Raw genomic sequence first — 17,353 nt, forward strand, 5'->3', positions numbered from 1 at the left:
AAAAGTCGTCCTGATTTTGAATAGATAGTTGTAAATGCTAGCTCCGAATCCTCTCGTATCCACCGGGTGACTGGACAGAAGGTAGTAAATGCGGTTTCGCAAGTCGAAAGCACTCTCTGCGAAGAGGTGTTCACGGCATATCTTCACAAGTATCCGTTGGCTTACGGAGTTTGTGACAAGTGCATCCCAGAGCTGCCGAGGGAATTCGACGATGGCACTCTACACAAGGTCTACAACAGGCACGGCAAGCACTTATTTGAAGATCAAACGCCAAACGCCGAATATTCGGGCTTCAAGAAGATGCTCATCGAGATGGGCGTCATTGAGCGGGTCCGGAAGAAGACCGCGATTTATGCAGAAGCTGAGTTTGAGTGTGCGAAGCCGGGGCGACTGAGCATTAGTGTCGCAGATGGCCTCTGTCTTCATCCGCTCCGCTCCGGAGAGTCCAGTTCAGGCAAAAACAGTAACAATGGCCTGGTTGCCTATCCGCAAAAGGAATGGCTTGAGAATGACGACGGTCGGGTTGTCAGACTTGATTTGGGCGATCGGTAAGTATTTGCCAAAGAACAGACTTCTATTGTTGTTGTTTTAATTGAGCTACCCCGGAAATTTGGACACTGACGTAATCTGTTCAAACATTGGAGAGTAACTCAAGAAGTAGGCTTTGAACTCACGGCCTTTAGGCCGTATGGACCTGATCGACTTAAAGTGGAAAACAAGAATTCAGATTGAGGTCACGACGTTGATCAGATAGTGGACAGAACAAACCTCCTAATGGACAACGACTTGATATATAGGTATTTTGTCGCTTGACAATACCCCCGCCGGAGGCGTCCCGTCAGCCGAGTTCCGCGAGCCGGTCGAGGGCCGCGCGCAGTTTGGCCTCTTCCTCTTCGCGCAGGGCAAGGTTCTCGCGGGTTTCCGCGACCACCGCCTCCGGTGCGCTTTCGACGAATTTCGGGTTCTTGAGACGCCCGCGCAGCCCGCCCAGCTCTTTCTCCAGCTTGGCCAGCGTCTTTTCCAGCCGCGCCTTCTCCTCGTCCACGTCGATGATATCGGCCAAGGGCAGGCCAAAGCTGCCGCCCTCCACGGTGACGGTGACGCAGCCCTTGGGGAAGCTCGCCACATCGGTCAGGCTCTCGATCCGCGCCAGCCGCTTGATCATCACCTCGTTGCGCGCCCAGGCGGCACGGCCCGCCTCGTTCAACTCGGTCACCAGCAGCGGCACATGCAGCCCGGCGGGCACATGCATCTGCGCGCGCGCCGAGCGGATCTGCTCAATGAGCGAAATCACCCAGTTCATCTCGCGATCTGCCGCGCTGTCCACCATGTCCGCGCCGTAGGTGGGCCAATTGGCATGCACCAGCATCTTGGCGCGCTGCCCCAGCGTGCCCCAAAGCTCTTCGGTGACGAAGGGCATGATCGGATGCAGCAGGATCAGGCATTGGTCGATCACCCAGGCCATCGTCGCCTGTGTCTCGGCCTTTGTCGCATCGTCACCATCCATCAGGAGCGGCTTGGAAAACTCCACATACCAGTCGCAGACCGTGCCCCAGACGAAGGCGTAGAGCGTGTTCGCCGCGTCGTTGAAGCGGAAATTCTCCAGCGCCTCGTCCACCGCGACCCGGGTTTTGGCGGTCTCGCCGATGATCCAGGTGTTGACGGTCTGTGTCGCGTCGGTAACACGTCGGTCTTGCGTCGGTGCCACGGCACCGGCGGTGGCGCCGTTCATCTCGGCAAACCGCGCGGCGTTCCACAGCTTCGTGGTGAAGTTGCGATAGCCCGCGATCCGCTCTTTCGAGAGCTTCAGATCGCGCCCCATCGCGGCCATCGCCGTGAGGGTAAAGCGCACCGCATCCGCGCCATAGTCGTCGATCAGGTCCAGCGGATCGAGCACGTTGCCCAAGGATTTGGACATCTTCTTGCCGGTCTCGTCGCGCACGAGGGCGTGCACATAGACATGGCTGAACGGTTTCTGCCCCACCACCGCGTATTGCATCATCATCATCCGGGCGACCCAGAAAAAGATGATGTCGAACCCGGTGATCAGCACCGAGGTGGGGAAATATTTCTGCAATTCCGGCGTGTCCTCGGGCCACCCGAGCGTGCCGATGGGCCAGAGGCCGGAGGAGAACCACGTGTCGAGGACGTCGGGGTCGCGCCAGACCGGGTAGACAAGGTGCGTCGGGTCTTGCGAACTCGTGTAATCAGCCAGCGACGAGGCCAGCCGGTGCAAGGCCTCCTCGCGACTCGCGACCTCGACAACCTGCATCGCCGACAGTGGCACCGGTAGCCCTGCCAGCCTGTCGTGCCAGGCATCGGACACCGTGTCGAAATCCGCGCCGCATCCCATCAGATGCCCGGTATGCCCCTCGTTTAGCCCGCGCAGCATCTCCACAAGGTCGAGCGCACCATCGCCCTCATCATCGCGGAAATCGGGTGAACTGAGATCGAACCCGTACCAAACCGGGATCTGATGCCCCCACCACAGCTGCCGCGAGATGCACCACGGCTCGATATTCTCCAGCCAGTGGAAATAGACCTTGCGATCCGCCTCGGGCAGGATCGTCACCTCGCCCAAGCGCACGGCATCGAGCGCAGGCTGCACGATCTTCGCGGTATCGACGAACCACTGATCGGTCAGCATCGGCTCGATCACCACCTTGGAGCGGTCGCCAAAGGGCTGCATGATCAGTTTGGCCTCGACCAGCGGCACCCATTCGGCATCGCGCGTCTCTTCGCCCTCTTCGGGGGTGGCCGGTTTTTGCGCGGCCATGCCCAGACGCGGATCGTCCGCGCGTGTCATCACTGCAAGATCCTCGGCGGTGATCTCCTCGACAACCTTCTCACGCGCCGCAAACCGGTCCAGCCCACGCAGGTGATCGGGCACGAGGTTGAGCGTATCCACCTCTTCGATGGTGAACGCCGCACCTGTCGCGATCTCCTGCGCCCGTGCGGCACATTCGGCATAAGGGGCTCCGTCGTCGCGCATCTGCGCGCGGGTATCCATCAGGCGGTACATCGGGATGCCGCCGCGCTGCGCCACGCCGTAATCGTTGAAGTCATGCGCGCCGGTGATCTTGACCGCGCCCGAGCCGAAATTCGGGTCTGGGTAGTCGTCGGTGATGATCGGAATGAGGCGGCGATGCTCCTTCGGCCCCACCGGAATCTCGCACAACTTGCCGACGATGGGCGCATAGCGCGTATCCGACGGATGCACCGCCACCGCGCCATCGCCTAGCATCGTCTCGGGCCGGGTCGTGGCGATCGAGATGTAATCGCGCTCTTCCTCGAAAAGCACACTCCCGTCGTCGTCACGCTCGGTATAGGTATAGGTCTCGCCCCCCTCCAGCGGGTATTTGAAGTGCCACATATGGCCGGGCACCTCGGTATTCTCGACCTCAAGGTCGGAAATCGCCGTCTCGAAATGCGGGTCCCAGTTCACCAGCCGCTTGCCGCGATAAATCAGGCCCTTGTCGTACATGTCGACAAAGACCTTGATCACCGCGTCATGGAAATTGCCGTCCTCGCCCTCGGGCGCGGCCGGTGCGCCGGACATGGTGAACGCGTTGCGCGACCAGTCGCAGGAGGCCCCGAGGCGCTTCAACTGGTTGATTATCGTGCCGCCCGATTGCGTCTTCCAGTCCCAGACCTTGGCCAGAAACTCCTCGCGGGTGAAATCGGTGCGGCGCTTGCCTTGCTCGCCCAGCTGCCGCTCCACCACCATCTGCGTGGCGATGCCCGCGTGGTCCTGCCCCGGCTGCCAGAGCGTGTCATTCCCGCGCATCCGGTGCCAGCGAATGAGAATATCCTGCAACGTGTTGTTGAACGCATGGCCCATATGCAGGCTGCCGGTCACATTCGGCGGCGGGATCATGATCGAGAAGGTCTCGGCCCCGTCGCGCGCATTGGCCCCGGCGGCAAAGGCTCCGGCCTTCTCCCAAGCCTCGTATAGCCGCGCTTCGGCTTCGGCTGCGTTGAATGTCTTGTCCATCGCCATGACGTGTCGGTCCTGCCAGTTATGGGTTTTGCGATGCTCTAACGAATGCGCGCCACAAGGGGAAGGCGGGCGACGCATTTTCTTCTGTCTGCGGCGGCGTGACAGGGGCCGCGATATGGCCCATGGTCGGGCTGGCGCAGCTGGCAGGAGACGGGCAAATGGACGGTGTGACAGTATGGCGAATTGCCCCGGACGGAGTGGGCACGGTCGCAGAGACCGATGCGACCGCCCCTGCGGATTGGTCGGCGGAGGGCGCGCTGACATGGGTGCATGTGGATTGCGCCCGGCCCGGTGCGCGCGACTGGCTCGACGCCGTGCCGCTCGATCCGCTGGTCAAGCGCGCGCTTCTGGCCCCCGAGACGCGCCCGCGCTGCACCACCCATGGCGACGGCGTGCTGATCAACCTGCGCGGCGTCAATCTCAACCCCGGCGACGAGGTCGAGGACATGGTGTCGTTGCGCATGTGGGTTACGGCGGGCGTGGTCGTCACCGTGCAGCTGCGCCGCCTGATGGCGGTGCGCGACGTGATGGACGGCGTGGCGCGCGGGCAGGGCCCGGATGGCGCGGCGGAACTGGTGGCACGGCTCGCCCTGCGGCTCGCTGATCGCGCCGAACCGGTGGTCGCGGGACTCAACGAAAAGCTTGACACACTGGAGGATCAGGTGATCGAGGGGCTGAGCGCACTCGACCGGCGCGGGCTGGCCGATATCCGGCGGGTGGCGATCCTGCTGCGGCGGCACATGGCCCCGCAGCGCGACGCGCTCAGCACCTTCGAGATCGAGGATATGCCGTGGATTCGGCCCCACGACCGCGCGCGCCTGCGCGAGGCCACCGAACGCATGACCCGGCTCGCCGAGGAACTCGACGCGATCCGCGACCGCGCGCAGGTGGTGCATGACCAGATCATGGATGCGCGCGCCGAACTGATGAACCGGCAGATGCTGATCCTGTCGGTGGTGGCGGCGATCTTCCTGCCGCTCGGGCTTTTGACCGGGCTTCTGGGGATCAACGTGGGTGGCATGCCGGGGGCAGAGGATCCGCGCGCCTTCTGGATCGTGAGCGGGGGCCTGGTGCTCATCGGCCTCGCGCTCGTGCTGTGGTTCCGCCATGCCGGATTGCTTGGCCGTCGCTGACCTCCCCGGTTTCTTTATGGCGAAAATACTCGAATTACACCGCGTGCCTCACGCACCCCGATCCAGTTTCGTGCTCAGGTGAATCAGGCTCTCCGACCCCTTCACCCCCTTGGCCTCACCGATCCGGTCGAGCGTCTCGTCGAGCGCTTCGGTGGTCTCGGCCTCGATCGTCACGATCAGGTCGAACCGCCCCGAGGTGGTATGCACCCGGCGCACCTGCGGCAGGGATTTGAGCCGCGCCAGTACCGCCGGGCCGGTGCGCGGCTCGATGCTCAGGAGCGCCGTGGCGCGCAGGGCCGGGCGCGCGATCTGGCTGAGCCGCAGCGCGTACCCCGCGATCACGCCTGAATTTTCCAGCCGGTCCAGCCGTGCCTGCACCGTGGTGCGCGCCAGCCCCAGACGGCGCGCGAGCGTGGCCACCGGCAGGCGGGCATTATCCTGCAGAAGGGCGATCAGGTTCCGGTCGGTCTCGTCGATTTGCTGTGTCATGCTGTCGTTTCGTCTGACTCTGTCACAAGATTAGACGAAATAACGCGATGAATCGATGCAAATTCGGGTGACACTATGAAAAAGAGCAGGCCAAGAGGGAAAACACCCATGGAAAACACCCCCCCGATCCCCGATCCGCACACGCATTTGCTGCGCCATGCCCCCGATGCGCCGGTGCTCTATTTCAGCCCCGAGCGCCTTCAGGCCACGGCGCGGGCGTTCCGGCACGGCTTCCCCGGCCTCGTGACCTATGCGGTCAAGGCCAACCCGGGTGAGGAGGTGCTGGCCAATCTCGCCCGCGCCGGCATCACCGCATTCGACGTGGCAAGCCCCGCCGAGATGCGCGCCGTGCGCGCCGTCGCCCCCGATGCCGCGCTGCATTACAACAACCCCGTGCGCTCCCCCGCCGAGGTGGCGGTCGCCGCTGAAATGGGCGTGCGCTCCTTCTCGGTCGATTGCCTGCATGAGTTGGACAAGCTGACCGGCCATGTCGTCGATGGGTCCGAGATCAGTGTGCGCCTTGCCCTGCCTGTGGTGGGCGCGGCCTATGATTTCGGCGAGAAATTCGGCGTCGGCCCCGACCGCGCGGCGGAGTTGCTGCGCGCCGTGGTGGCGCGCGGTTTCACCCCGTCGATGACCTTTCACCCCGGCACGCAATGCGCCGACCCGAACGCCTGGGGCAGCTATATCGCCGCCGCCGCCGGTGTGGCGCGCAGCGCGGGTGTGCGGCTGCACCGGCTCAATGTCGGCGGCGGTTTCGCCTCGCACCGCACCGGGGCGGCCCCCGACCTCGGCGCGATCTTTGCCCATATCGGCAGCCGGGTGGCGCAGCACTTCGGCGCGGACACGCCAGAGCTTGTCTGCGAGCCGGGCCGCGCCATGGTCGCCGAGGCGTTCAGCATGGCGGTCCGCGTCAAGGCGCTGCGCGACAGCGGTGCCATTTTCGTCAATGACGGCGTCTATGGCGGCCTGACCGAGATCCGCGACATCGGCGCGCCCGACCGGATCGACGTGATCGCCCCCGATGGCACCGCCCGGCGCGGCACGCCGCGCCCGCGCGTCGTCTTCGGGCCCACCTGCGACAGTATCGACCGGCTGCCCGCGTCCTTGCCCCTGCCGGATGATCTGGCCGAGGGCGATTACCTGCTGATCCACGGCATGGGCGCCTATACCCGAAGCCTCAGCACCGATTTCAACGGCTACGGCTTGCGCGATGTGGTCACGGTGGCGCGATTATAAGGTCACGCTCACGCGAATTTTCATGAAATGTCAGGAATTTCGCGGCAGACTGGCCCTATATTGAATGCATGAAGGCCGCAGCGCGCGGCCTGCAAGGGCAGGTGTCGCATGTCATGGCGTGACTGGACCAAGAGGGTATACGACTGGCTGCGTCCCGGCTCGCGGGCCGAGCATACGGCCTTTGCCCATCGACGCGGCCCGGTCACGCATGTTCTCATCCTCGATGGCACGATGTCGAGCCTCGCCGAAGGCTATGAAACCAATGCCGGGCTGACCTTCAAGCTGTTGCACGAAATGGCCGGGCAGGACCTGTCGCTCTATTACGAGGCGGGAATTCAGTGGCGCGACTGGCGCGCGACCGGCGACATCATCCTTGGGCGCGGCATCAACCGGCAGATCCGCCGCGCCTATGGCTATCTCGCCAGCCGTTACCGCCCCGGCGACCGGATCTTTCTGATCGGCTATTCGCGTGGCGCCTATGCGGTGCGCTCGCTGGCCGGGGTGATCGACCGGGTCGGCCTGGTGCGGGCCGAGGCCGCGACCGAGCGCAACGTGCGCCTTGCCTTTCGGCATTACCGCTGCACGCCGCATTCCAAGGTGGCAGAGGCCTTCGCCCGCGCCCATTGCCACGCCAGCTGCCATGTCGAAATGGTCGGCGTCTGGGACACGGTCAAGGCGCTTGGCCTGCGCATTCCGATCCTGTGGCGCTTTCGCGTCGATCAGCACGGGTTTCACAGTCACCACCTCGGGCACACCACGCGGCATGGCTTTCACGCCTTGGCATTGGACGAGACGCGCAACGCCTATTGGCCGGTCCTGTGGGAAACGCTGCCGGATTTCGACGGCCATCTGGAGCAGGTCTGGTTCAGGGGCTGTCATTCGGATGTCGGGGGCCAGTTATGCGGCGTGCACGCGGCGCGCCCATTGGCCAATATCCCGCTGGTGTGGATGCTGGAACGGGCCGAGGGCTGCGCGTTGCCTCTGCCCGAGGGCTGGCGCGCCCGGTTTCCGCAGGATGCCGACGCGCCGTCGGTCGGCACATGGATCGGCTGGGGCAAGATATTGCTGATGCGCCGCCCCCGCTTGGTCGGGCGCGATCCGTCCGAACGCCTGCACGACAGCGTGAACGGCGCGCTGCGGCGCGGCTGGGGCGGGCCACGCCTTACGGGTCCCTTGAAAGAACATGCGGGGTCGTGAACGTGGCACATGTGCTGGGTCGGGTTCGGCCTTGAGCGAACATAAGCGCCTCCCGCGCGATACGCACCGAAGGTGCCGCGCGATCGTCATGCCAGAGGCATGCCTCCGGCATGACGCCGTCCCGCGGCCTGGCGATATGATAGGGCGCGCAACGTGTTGAGTTCAGGATGACTTGGCTGGCATAAAGCGCCCGCCACGACGGTCGCATCGCCAGTCCCCGGCCCTGCGATCACGCGGCACCTTCTGGCGGGGTGCTATGCCCCTTCAGACCAATCCCCCCAACGCTCAGCCGCCCCATGTCGGATGAAACCGCCCCGCTGTCAACGCCGGAGTAAAATCCAGCCACAGGGCGGCGCAAAAACCGGCCACTTTGGGTTTGGGCGTAACGCGCGGCACGAGGCGGCGGCCAGTCAGCCGCGCTTCCCAAATAGCTGGCGGTTGACTGGCCGCTTTGGCCCGTCAGGGCCAAATCTGGATAGGCTGGATCAGGCGTTGTTGTTGGACTTGCGCGCGCGGCTTTGAGCGAGACGATAGCTCTCGCCGTTCATCTCGAGAATGTTGACGTGGTGCGTCAGCCTGTCGAGGAGCGCGCCGGTCAGGCGCTCGGTGCCGAAGGTTTCGGTCCATTCGTCGAACGGCAGGTTGCTGGTGATCAGCGTGGCACCACGCTCGTAGCGCTGCGAGATCAGCTCGAACAGCAGCTCGGCGCCGGTCTTGGAGAGCGGCACGAAGCCCAGCTCGTCGATGATGAGCAGCTTGACGCTGGCCAGTTGCTTTTGCAGGCGCAGCAGACGGCGCTCGTCGCGGGCCTCCATCAATTCATTGACCAGCGCTGCGGCGGTGGTGAAGCGGACGGGCAACCCCTTCTGGCAGGCCGCCAACCCGAGGCCCAGGGCGATGTGCGTCTTGCCGGTGCCGCTTGGCCCGAGGGCGATGGTGTTCTCGCGCCGCTCGATCCATCCGCAGCGGGCCAATTCCAACACCTGCATCTTGTTGAGCTTCGGGATCGCCTTGAAGTCGAAGCTGTCCAGGCTCTTGGCGGCCGGGAACTTCGCGGCCTTGATGCGACGCTCGATCATCCGCCGTTCGCGGTCGATCATTTCCATTTCGACGAGGCGCGCCAGGAACTGGACGTGATCCAGCCCTTCAGTGGCGCATTGACGTGCCTGCTTCTCGTATTCGCGCAGGAAGGTGGGCAGCTTCAGCGTCTTCAGGTGATGGTTGAGCAGGATCTGCGGAGCCTCCGTCATCCCGTCGCCTCTGTCATCAGGGTCATGTAGCTGGCAGCCGAGGTCGTCCCAACATCGGCACGCGGCAGGTAGGGATAGCTGGCCAAGTCAAGCTTGGGCGGGCGCTTCTCGATCCGACAGAGCAGAATGTGCTTGACCGCATCGAAGCCCGTCGCGCGCAGGCGCAGGGCCTCCTTGACCGCGCCATGCAGGTCGTCGAGGCCGAATGTCTCCAGCAGTCTCAGGACTTGCACATACTCACGCCGTCCCATCTTCAGCATGTGTGCCTCCATGAGGCGGCGCAGGGTCTGGAACTCTTCGGGCAGATCCCACGCTGCCAAGGGCGCAGCCTGATCCAGGGCATTGATCTTGCGTTCGATCAGCGGGAGATAATGAATCGGATCGAAGACCACATCCTCGCGCGCGTAACACCGCGGATGCCGGGCGATCACGTCTCCACGGCAGCCGATCACGACCTGATCGACATAGCCGCGCACCCAGACATTCTGATGACCATAGGCGACGGGAACCGAGTAATCGTTGGTCTCGTAGCGCACGAGCGATTGCGAACTGACCTGGCCGCTGGCTTGCGCGCAAGCCTCGAATGGAGCCCCGGGCAGTGGCTTCATCGCCGCCAGATCGCGCTGCAGCCGTTCGCCAATCGTTTCCTTATGGCCACGCAGGATCTCGTTCTGGCGATTGCGGCACTGGGCCTCCAGATCCGCGTTGAACGCGTCCCAGCTGGCAAAACGCGGGACCGGCACCATGAAGTTCCGGCGGGCGTAACCAACGATGCCCTCGACTTTACCCTTGTCGTTTCCCTTGCCCGGCCGCCCGTAGCGGTCATGGAACAGGTAATGCGACTGCAGGGCACTGAACAGCGTGGCGCGCTGGCGCGTCCCGTCGGCCAGGATCTTCGAGACCAGGCAACGATCGTTGTCATAAAGGATGGAGTGCGGGACGCCGCTGAAGAAGGCAAAGGCGTGGACGTGGCCATCCATCCACGCCTCCGCCGTCGCCGCGGGATAGGCCCGCACAAAGCAGGCGTCGCTGTGCGGCAAATCCAAGACGAAGAAATGGGCCTTCTGCTCGACGCCATCGATGATCACCATGGCTTCGCCGAAATCCGCCTGGGCATCCCCGGGCGGGTGGGCGAGCGGCACGAACATCTCACGTCCACGCCGCTCGCGGTCCCGGATATAGTCCTTGATGATCGTGTAGCCGCCGGTGAAACCGTGCTCCTCGCGCAACCGGTCATATACCCGCTTGGCGGTATGGCGCTGCTTGCGGTGGGTCTCACGATCCCCGTCCAGCCACGCGTCGATAATCTCGGTGAACCCGTCCAGCTTCGGGCGCTTGATCGGCTTCTGGCGCCGGTAACCGGGCGGCGCTGAAAACGCCAGCATCTTGGCTACGCTGTCGCGCGAAACATTGAAATGACGCGCTGCTTCTCGCTGGCTCATGCCTTCGCCACACGCCAGGCGAACCTTCAAATACAAATCCACGGTATGCATCTCCACGCCCCCTCTTGCCGTCACAAGAAGAGCAAAATGGCCGGTTTTTACACCGCCCGCAGCAGGACTATCCCGCCGCTACCGTGGCCGAGTTTTGCACCGCCGTTCTCAGCCCCGCAGGCGACAGCGTGAAAATCTCCGCACCCTCTGCCGTCACCCCCACCGAATGCTCGAACTGCGCCGAGAGCGACTTGTCGCGCGTCACCGCCGTCCAGTCATCGGCCAGCACCTTGGTCTCGGGCCGCCCGAGGTTCACCATCGGCTCGATAGTAAAAAACATGCCCTCTTCCAGCACCGCCCCCGCACCCGCGCGACCGTAATGCAGCACGTTGGGCGGCGCGTGAAACACCCGGCCCAGCCCGTGGCCGCAGAAATCGCGCACCACCGACATGCGCTGCGCCTCGACATAGGCCTGGATCGCATGGCCGATATCGCCGAAGGTATTGCCCGGCCGCACCGCCTCGATCCCCTTCATCAGCGCGTCATGCGTCACCTGAATGAGCCGCTCGGCCTTGCGTCCCAGCTTGCCCGCCACATACATCCGGCTGGTATCGCCGAACCAGCCATCGACGATCACCGTCACATCGACATTCAGGATATCGCCATCCTTGAGCACCTTGTCGCCTGGAATGCCGTGGCAGACCACGTGATTGACGCTGATGCAGCTGGCGTGCTGATAACCCTTGTAGCCGATGGTCGCCGACTTGGCCCCTGCGGCGGTCACCTTCTCCTCGATCAGCGCATCAATCGCCCCGGTGGTCTGGCCCACGAACACATGGTCGGCGATCTCGTCGAGGATCGTCGCCGCAAGCCGTCCTGCGTCATGCATGCCCGCGAAATCCGCCGCCTCGTGGATGCGGATGCCTTCGCGCGTGGTACGTCCCCGGTGTTTGTTCACATCTGGCCTCATGTCGTGGTCTGTTTTGTCTTTAATTAGGCCCATTTGCCCCAAAGGACCAGAGGCGCGTACCTAGTCGTGATGCAAGCCGGGGCCGAGCGTGATCTGATCGGGGCTGATATCGGCGCGGTATGACAGCACCGTGACCCCCGCCGCGCGCGCCGCATCCATCGCGCGGGCGTAACCGGGGTCGATATCTGCGGCCACCCGCACCGTTTGCGCATCGGTGCGCTGCACGAGGTAGAACAGCACCGCCCGGTGCCCCGCCTGCGCCACCCTCGCCAATTCGCCCAGATGCTTTGCGCCACGCGCGGTGACGCTGTCGGGAAACTCGGCCACGCCCGGTGCCCGCGACAGCGTGACCGATTTCACCTCGACATAGGCATCGGGCAAGCCCGCGCCCGACAGCAGAAAGTCGATCCGGCTGTTTTCGCCGTATTTCTGTTCCGGGCGCACGGTCGCATACTCCGCCAGTTCCGCGACCTCGCCCACCTCCAATGCGGCGCGCAGGGCTCGGTTGGGCAGGCCCGTATCGACGCCGGTGAAATGTCCGTTCTCGTGATCCACCAGCCGCCAGCCGTATTTCAGCCTCTTTTTGGGGTCGTCATTGGGCTCCACCCAGATCCGCATGCCCGGCTCCGCCAGCCCCATCATCGAGCCGGGATTGGCGCAATGCGCCACCGCCTCTTGGCCGTCCTCCAGCCGGATATCGGCCAGGAACCGTTTGTAGCGACGGATCAGCCGCGCGGGCACGAGAGGGGTTTGAAAGCGCATGCGCTGCGCCTATACCCTAGGCATCCGCAGATCAAGGAGGCCCCCATGCCCAACCCGAGTGCCGCCATGCTTGTCATCGGGGATGAAATCCTCTCCGGCCGGACGCGCGATGCCAACATGCACTATCTGGCAGGCGAGTTGACCCGCACCGGCATCGACCTGCGCGAGGTGCGGGTGATCAGTGACGACCCCGATGCCATCGTCGCGGGGGTGCAGGCGCTGAGTGCGGCCCATGACGTGGTCTTCACCTCGGGCGGGATCGGCCCCACCCATGACGACATCACCGCCGAGAACGTGGCCCGCGCCTTTGATCGCCCCATCTCGGTGCGCGACGATGCCCGCGCCATCCTCACCGCACATTACGCCGCACGCGAGCAGGAGTTGAACGAGGCCCGCCTGCGCATGGCGCGTGTTCCCGATGGGGCCACGCTGATCGACAACCCGATCAGCGCCGCGCCGGGCTTTACCATCGAGAACGTGCATGTCATGGCCGGGGTGCCGTCGATCTTTCAGGCGATGCTCGCCTCGGTCCTGCCCACGATCACCGGCGGCGCGCCGCTTCTGTCGCAGACCCTCGAGGTGCGGCGCGGCGAGGGCGATATCGCCGGGCCGCTCACCGATCTTGCAGCGCGCTATCCGGATCTCACCTTCGGCTCCTACCCGTTCATCCGCGACGGCTGTCACGGGGCCAATGTCGTGGTGCGTGGACAGGACGGGGCACAGGTCGACGCGGCGATGGCCGAACTCTCCGAGATGTTCGCCGGATGACGCCCGATGCGCAGACGCTCTATGCCGTGACCGAGGCGACATGGCCCCCGGCGCGGATCGAGACGCGGGGCCCGGTCACCCTCCGCGACGGCGCGGGCGGCGGCAAGCGGGTCTCGGCGGCGACGGCGACGCGCGCGCTGACGCCCGATGAACTGACCGACGCCGAGGCCGCGATGCGCGGGCTGGCGCAGGGGGCCTTGTTCCAGATCCGCGCAGGCGACGACGCCCTCGACGCCATGCTGTCCGACCAAGGCTACCGCGTGGTCGATCCGGTCAATCTCTACGTCGCCCCGGTCGCCGCGCTGACGGTCGAGACACCGCCGCGTGTCACCACCTTCTCGGTCTGGGAACCGCTCGAGATCATGCGCGAAATCTGGGCTGAGGGCAGCATCGGCCCCGCCCGAATCGCGGTGATGGAGCGCGCGACCTGCCCCAAAACGGGCCTCTTCGGGCGGCATGACAACCGCCCTGCCGCCGTGGGCTATGCCGGTCTGCATCAGGGCGTCGTCATGGTGCACGCGCTCGAGGTGCGCGCGGCGCACCGGCGGGCAGGCATGGGCCGCTGGATAATGATCGAGGCCGCGCATTGGGCGGCCCGTCACGGCGCTGCACATATCGCCGTGCTCTGCACCAAGCAGAACGCCGCTGCCAACGGCCTCTATGCTTCCATGGGCTTTGCCCCTGTGGGATACTATCACTACCGCCAGAAGGACTGAGCCATGACCAAGACCTCACCGCCCACAGCCCTCGACCTGCCGATGGTCGACCCGCTGCCAGACGAGACCCGCAAATATTTCGATATCTGCGAGGACAAGCTGGGCATGATCCCAAACGTGCTGCAAGCCTATGCGTTTGATATCGACAAGCTCAACGCCTTCACCCCGCTCTATAATGACCTGATGCTCGCCCCCTCGGGGCTGAGCAAGCTGGAACGTGAGATGATCGCGGTGGTGGTCAGTTCGATCAATCGCTGCTGGTATTGCCAGGTGGCGCATGGCGCGGCGGTGCGACAGTTGTCGGGCGATCCGGCGCTGGGCGAGGCGATGGTGATGAACTGGCGCGCCGCCACCCTCGATGCCCGCCAGACCGCGATGCTGGGCTTTGCCGAGAAGATCACCAAGGCGTCGTCCGAGATCACAGAGGCGGATCGCGCGGCTTTGCGCGAGGCGGGCTTTGGCGACCGCGATATCTGGGACATCGCCAATGTCGCGGGGTTCTTCAACATGACCAACCGGGTCGCCTCGGCCACGGCCATGCAGCCCAATCCCGACTACCACGCGCAGGCCCGGTAAGGCCGGTGCGCGTCGTTCTCGCAACCCTGCTGATCGGGCTGGCACTTCCTGTTCACGCGCTCGACCTGCCGCTGCCGGAGACCTCCGAGCAGACCGCCGATACCCTGCGCGAGGCCGATACGATCCGTCTGCCCTCGGGGCCCTACGCGGACGGCACACTGCCGCGGCTGCGGCTCGACGGCACGATCCAAAGCCGCGCTTGGCGCCTGCCGGATCGCGGGTTGACCACGTTGCAAGTGCTCACCCCGCTGCGCGAGGCGCTGGAAAAGGCCGGATGGGAGGTGCTCTTCGACTGCGCCGCCGAGGAATGCGGCGGCTTCGATTTCCGCTTCAACACCCCGGTCCTGCCCGCGCCCGCGATCTTCGTCGATCTTTTCGATTACCGCTACCTGCTGGCCCGGCGCGGGATGGGAGCGGAGGCGGAGCACGCGATGCTGGTGGTCAGCGGCGCGGGCGGGCGGGGCTATGTGCAGGCGACCCATGTGCGCCCGGAAGACCTGTCGACCATGTCCGCGCCGGTCGCGTCGACAGGCGACGGCGGCGCAGAGGTCAACGGGCGCGCACCGCTGGCCGAGACGCTGCGCAGCCAGGGTCATGCCGTGCTTGGTGGCCTCGATTTCGGCTCCGGGGCCGCGACATTGGGTCCGGGTCGGCATGACAGCCTCGCCGCATTGGCCGAGCTGCTGATGTCGCGGCCCGAGATGCGTATCGCGCTGGTCGGACATACCGACGCGGTCGGTGCGCTCGAGACGAATATTGACCTGTCGCGCGCCCGCGCGCAGGCGGTGCGCAGCCTGCTGATCGAGACCTACGGCGTCGAGGGCGGACGCATCGAGGCGCATGGCATCGGCTTTCTGTCGCCGCGCGCGCCCAACGACAGCGACAGCGGTCGCGATCTGAACCGCCGGGTCGAGGCGGTGGTGATTTCCGGGTTCTAGCATGGAGGGTTGGGGGCGGGTTTGGCCCTGAGCGGACCATTGCGGGGCAGAGCCGGCGCGGCTCACGGCAACGCCATTTCCAGGCCAACATGTGACACGCATAATCCTTTCCAACCCCACCTGCGGGCTTGCCCCGCGTCGCCACTCGCGCGACACTTGGCGCGTGACAGCCGGAGGGTGACATATGGCCGATCTTGAACAGCGCATTGCGCAAGGCCGGGGCGACGTGCCCGCCGATCTGGTGCTGCGCGGGGGCGAGGTGTTCGACCTGATCACCGGCGCGATGATCGCGGGCGATGTGGCGATCTGCGGTGATACCATCGTCGGCATTGGCGCCGAGTATGAGGGGAAAAGGGTGATCGATGTCACCGGCCTCATCCTCGTGCCGGGGTTCATCGACACGCATCTGCATATCGAAAGTTCGCTCGTCACGCCATTTGAATTCGACCGCTGTGTCGCCCCGCGCGGGGTGACCACCGCGATCTGCGATCCGCACGAGATTGCCAATGTGATGGGTCTGGACGGCATTCGTTATTTTCAAGCCGCCTCAGAGCACACGGTGATGGATATCCGGGTGCAGCTGTCCTCCTGTGTGCCCTCCACGGATATGGAGACGGCAGGGGCCGAGATCCGCGCATACGATTTGCAGGAGGTGATGAGGCACCCCTCGGGCATCGGGCTGGCGGAGGTGATGAACTACCCCGGCGTGATCCACCGAGATCCCGGCATGATGGCCAAGCTGCGGCTCTTCGAGGGGGGCCATATCGACGGCCATTGTCCGCAGCTTTCGGACCGCGATCTCAACGCCTATTGTGCGGCGGGCATCCGCACTGAACATGAGGCGACGACGGCGGAGGAAGCGCGCGAAAAGCTGCAAAAGGGGATGCGCGTGCTGATCCGAGAAGGCTCTGTCAGCAAGGATCTCGCTGCGCTTGCGCCGCTGCTCAGCGATATCACCGCGCCTTACATGTGCCTGTGCACCGATGACCGCAATCCGCTTGATATCGCCGAGGAGGGGCATCTCGATCACATGATCCGGGTGCTGATCGCGCAGGGCGCATCGCCGCTTGCCGCCTATCGCGCGGCGTCGCTCTCGGGGGCCGAGGCGTTCGGGCTGCGCGACCGGGGGTTGATCGCGCCGGGGCGGCGGGCGGATATCGTGGCCGTCGGATCGCTGGAGGCGTGCGACGCGCGGCTGGTGCTGTGTGGCGGCGTGGTGGCGGATGATGCGGCGTTTGACGCGCGCGGGTGCGTCGAGCCGGTGGGCCGCCATTCGGTCAAGGCGCAGGTGGTGACGCCGCAGGATTTCCGGCACACCGGGAGCCGCGCCAAGACCGACGTGATTGGCGTTCTCGAAGGCAAGATCCTAACCGAGCATCTGCAGGAGGAGATCGCACCGCAGGATGGCGACAAGCGCCCCGATCCCGCCCGCGATCTGGTGCGCATCGCGGTGGTCGAGCGGCATGGGCGAAATGGCAATATCGCCACGGGTTTCGTGCGTGGTTTCGGATTGCAGGCCGGGGCCATCGCCTCGACCGTCTGTCACGATCACCACAATATCGCCTGCGTGGGGGTGGACTATGGCGACATGGCCCTTGCCGTGAACCGGATGTCGGAGATCGAGGGCGGCTTTGTCGTGGCGCATCGGGGGCGAGTGCTGGCCGAACTGCCGCTGCCGGTGGCGGGGCTGATGAGCCTTGAGCCTTTTGAGGCGGTGCGCGACCGGCTGGAGGCGCTGCGCGCGGCGGCAAAATCGCTTGGCGTCACGTTGCAGGAGCCGTTCCTGCAACTGGCGTTTCTGGCGCTGCCGGTGATCCCGGCCCTCAAGATCACCGACCGGGGGCTGGTGGATGTGACGCGGTTCGAACTGATCGGCTAGGTT

At 64.8% G+C, this 17,353-nt stretch carries 15 protein-coding genes; 9 read left to right on the top strand and 6 right to left on the bottom strand.

From position 1 onward, the window contains the following. Positions 1–66: 66 nt before the first annotated feature. Positions 67–552: a hypothetical protein gene (locus tag PVU19_RS04210; protein ID WP_050664292.1), complete on the top strand. Its 486-nt coding sequence runs from the start codon at positions 67–69 to the stop codon at positions 550–552. Positions 553–838: 286 nt separating this feature from the next. On the opposite strand, the gene PVU19_RS04215 is transcribed toward PVU19_RS04210, so the two are convergent. Next, on the bottom strand, positions 839–4,000 hold the full coding sequence (locus tag PVU19_RS04215; RefSeq protein WP_050664293.1) for a valine--tRNA ligase: 3,162 nt from the start codon (positions 3,998–4,000) through the stop codon (positions 839–841). A 158-nt stretch (positions 4,001–4,158) separates the two neighbouring features. Here PVU19_RS04215 and PVU19_RS04220 point away from each other — a divergent pair, with 158 nt between their 5' ends. Then, a complete protein-coding gene (locus PVU19_RS04220; RefSeq protein ID WP_050664298.1) occupies positions 4,159–5,133 on the top strand; it encodes a zinc transporter ZntB in 975 nt (324 codons plus the stop codon). A gap of 48 nt (positions 5,134–5,181) precedes the next feature. Here PVU19_RS04220 and PVU19_RS04225 read toward each other — a convergent pair whose 3' ends face one another. Further along, on the bottom strand, positions 5,182–5,622 hold the full coding sequence (locus PVU19_RS04225) for an Lrp/AsnC family transcriptional regulator (protein WP_050664294.1): 441 nt from the start codon (positions 5,620–5,622) through the stop codon (positions 5,182–5,184). 108 nt (positions 5,623–5,730) lie between these two features. Here PVU19_RS04225 and PVU19_RS04230 point away from each other — a divergent pair, with 108 nt between their 5' ends. Both PVU19_RS04230 and PVU19_RS04235 read left to right on the top strand, forming a co-directional pair. Then, the gene (locus PVU19_RS04230) at positions 5,731–6,861 is read left to right on the top strand and encodes a type III PLP-dependent enzyme (RefSeq protein WP_050664295.1); all 1,131 of its coding nucleotides are present in this window, start codon (positions 5,731–5,733) and stop codon (positions 6,859–6,861) included. Positions 6,862–6,969: 108 nt separating this feature from the next. After that, a complete protein-coding gene (locus PVU19_RS04235; RefSeq protein ID WP_050664296.1) occupies positions 6,970–8,058 on the top strand; it encodes a DUF2235 domain-containing protein in 1,089 nt (362 codons plus the stop codon). 485 nt (positions 8,059–8,543) lie between these two features. On the opposite strand, the gene istB is transcribed toward PVU19_RS04235, so the two are convergent. The 4 genes from istB to sfsA all read right to left on the bottom strand — a co-directional run bounded on the left by istB (position 8,544) and on the right by sfsA (position 12,473). Continuing rightward, entirely contained in the window at positions 8,544–9,308 is a 765-nt protein-coding gene (gene istB / locus PVU19_RS04240) for an IS21-like element helper ATPase IstB (protein ID WP_274789796.1), read from the bottom strand. After that, a complete protein-coding gene (gene istA, locus PVU19_RS04245; protein ID WP_420833234.1) occupies positions 9,305–10,801 on the bottom strand; it encodes an IS21 family transposase in 1,497 nt (498 codons plus the stop codon). The genes istB and istA overlap by 4 nt, the downstream gene beginning before the upstream one ends. A 67-nt stretch (positions 10,802–10,868) precedes the next feature. Next, positions 10,869–11,699: a type I methionyl aminopeptidase gene (map, locus tag PVU19_RS04250; protein ID WP_235575851.1), complete on the bottom strand. Its 831-nt coding sequence runs from the start codon at positions 11,697–11,699 to the stop codon at positions 10,869–10,871. A 72-nt stretch (positions 11,700–11,771) separates the two neighbouring features. Further along, positions 11,772–12,473, bottom strand: a complete 702-nt coding sequence (gene sfsA, locus PVU19_RS04255; RefSeq protein ID WP_050663268.1) for a DNA/RNA nuclease SfsA — start codon at positions 12,471–12,473, stop codon at positions 11,772–11,774. 45 nt (positions 12,474–12,518) lie between these two features. On the opposite strand from sfsA, the gene PVU19_RS04260 reads away from it, so the two are divergent. From PVU19_RS04260 to ade, 5 genes are all read left to right on the top strand, one after another. Then, a complete protein-coding gene (locus PVU19_RS04260; protein ID WP_050663267.1) occupies positions 12,519–13,241 on the top strand; it encodes a competence/damage-inducible protein A in 723 nt (240 codons plus the stop codon). Then, positions 13,238–13,957 (top strand): GNAT family N-acetyltransferase, encoded by a 720-nt coding sequence (locus tag PVU19_RS04265; RefSeq protein ID WP_050663266.1) that lies wholly within the window; start codon positions 13,238–13,240, stop codon positions 13,955–13,957. Before PVU19_RS04260 ends, PVU19_RS04265 begins: the two co-directional genes overlap by 4 nt. 3 nt (positions 13,958–13,960) lie before the next feature. Then, positions 13,961–14,533, top strand: coding sequence for a peroxidase-related enzyme (locus PVU19_RS04270; protein ID WP_050663265.1), 573 nt, complete (start codon positions 13,961–13,963; stop codon positions 14,531–14,533). A gap of 5 nt (positions 14,534–14,538) precedes the next feature. Beyond that, a complete protein-coding gene (locus tag PVU19_RS04275; protein ID WP_050663264.1) occupies positions 14,539–15,471 on the top strand; it encodes an OmpA family protein in 933 nt (310 codons plus the stop codon). Between the two features lie 184 nt (positions 15,472–15,655). Next, positions 15,656–17,350 (top strand): adenine deaminase, encoded by a 1,695-nt coding sequence (gene ade / locus PVU19_RS04280; protein ID WP_050663263.1) that lies wholly within the window; start codon positions 15,656–15,658, stop codon positions 17,348–17,350. Positions 17,351–17,353: the final 3 nt, after the last annotated feature.

Source organism: Roseovarius tolerans (assembly GCF_028885395.1).
Lineage (GTDB): Bacteria > Pseudomonadota > Alphaproteobacteria > Rhodobacterales > Rhodobacteraceae > Roseovarius > Roseovarius tolerans.

Excerpts from the sequence above, each read along its gene's own strand:
- PVU19_RS04215 (WP_050664293.1), bottom strand. The coding sequence starts at position 4,000 with ATGGCGATGGACAAGACATTCAACGCAGCCGAAGCCGAAGCGCGGCTA.
- PVU19_RS04220 (WP_050664298.1), top strand. The coding sequence starts at position 4,159 with ATGGACGGTGTGACAGTATGGCGAATTGCCCCGGACGGAGTGGGCACG.
- PVU19_RS04225 (WP_050664294.1), bottom strand. The coding sequence starts at position 5,622 with ATGACACAGCAAATCGACGAGACCGACCGGAACCTGATCGCCCTTCTG.
- PVU19_RS04230 (WP_050664295.1), top strand. The coding sequence starts at position 5,731 with ATGGAAAACACCCCCCCGATCCCCGATCCGCACACGCATTTGCTGCGC.
- PVU19_RS04235 (WP_050664296.1), top strand. The coding sequence starts at position 6,970 with ATGTCATGGCGTGACTGGACCAAGAGGGTATACGACTGGCTGCGTCCC.
- istB (WP_274789796.1), bottom strand. The coding sequence starts at position 9,308 with ATGACGGAGGCTCCGCAGATCCTGCTCAACCATCACCTGAAGACGCTG.
- istA (WP_420833234.1), bottom strand. The coding sequence starts at position 10,801 with ATGCATACCGTGGATTTGTATTTGAAGGTTCGCCTGGCGTGTGGCGAA.
- sfsA (WP_050663268.1), bottom strand. The coding sequence starts at position 12,473 with ATGCGCTTTCAAACCCCTCTCGTGCCCGCGCGGCTGATCCGTCGCTAC.
- PVU19_RS04260 (WP_050663267.1), top strand. The coding sequence starts at position 12,519 with ATGCCCAACCCGAGTGCCGCCATGCTTGTCATCGGGGATGAAATCCTC.
- PVU19_RS04265 (WP_050663266.1), top strand. The coding sequence starts at position 13,238 with ATGACGCCCGATGCGCAGACGCTCTATGCCGTGACCGAGGCGACATGG.
- PVU19_RS04270 (WP_050663265.1), top strand. The coding sequence starts at position 13,961 with ATGACCAAGACCTCACCGCCCACAGCCCTCGACCTGCCGATGGTCGAC.
- ade (WP_050663263.1), top strand. The coding sequence starts at position 15,656 with ATGGCCGATCTTGAACAGCGCATTGCGCAAGGCCGGGGCGACGTGCCC.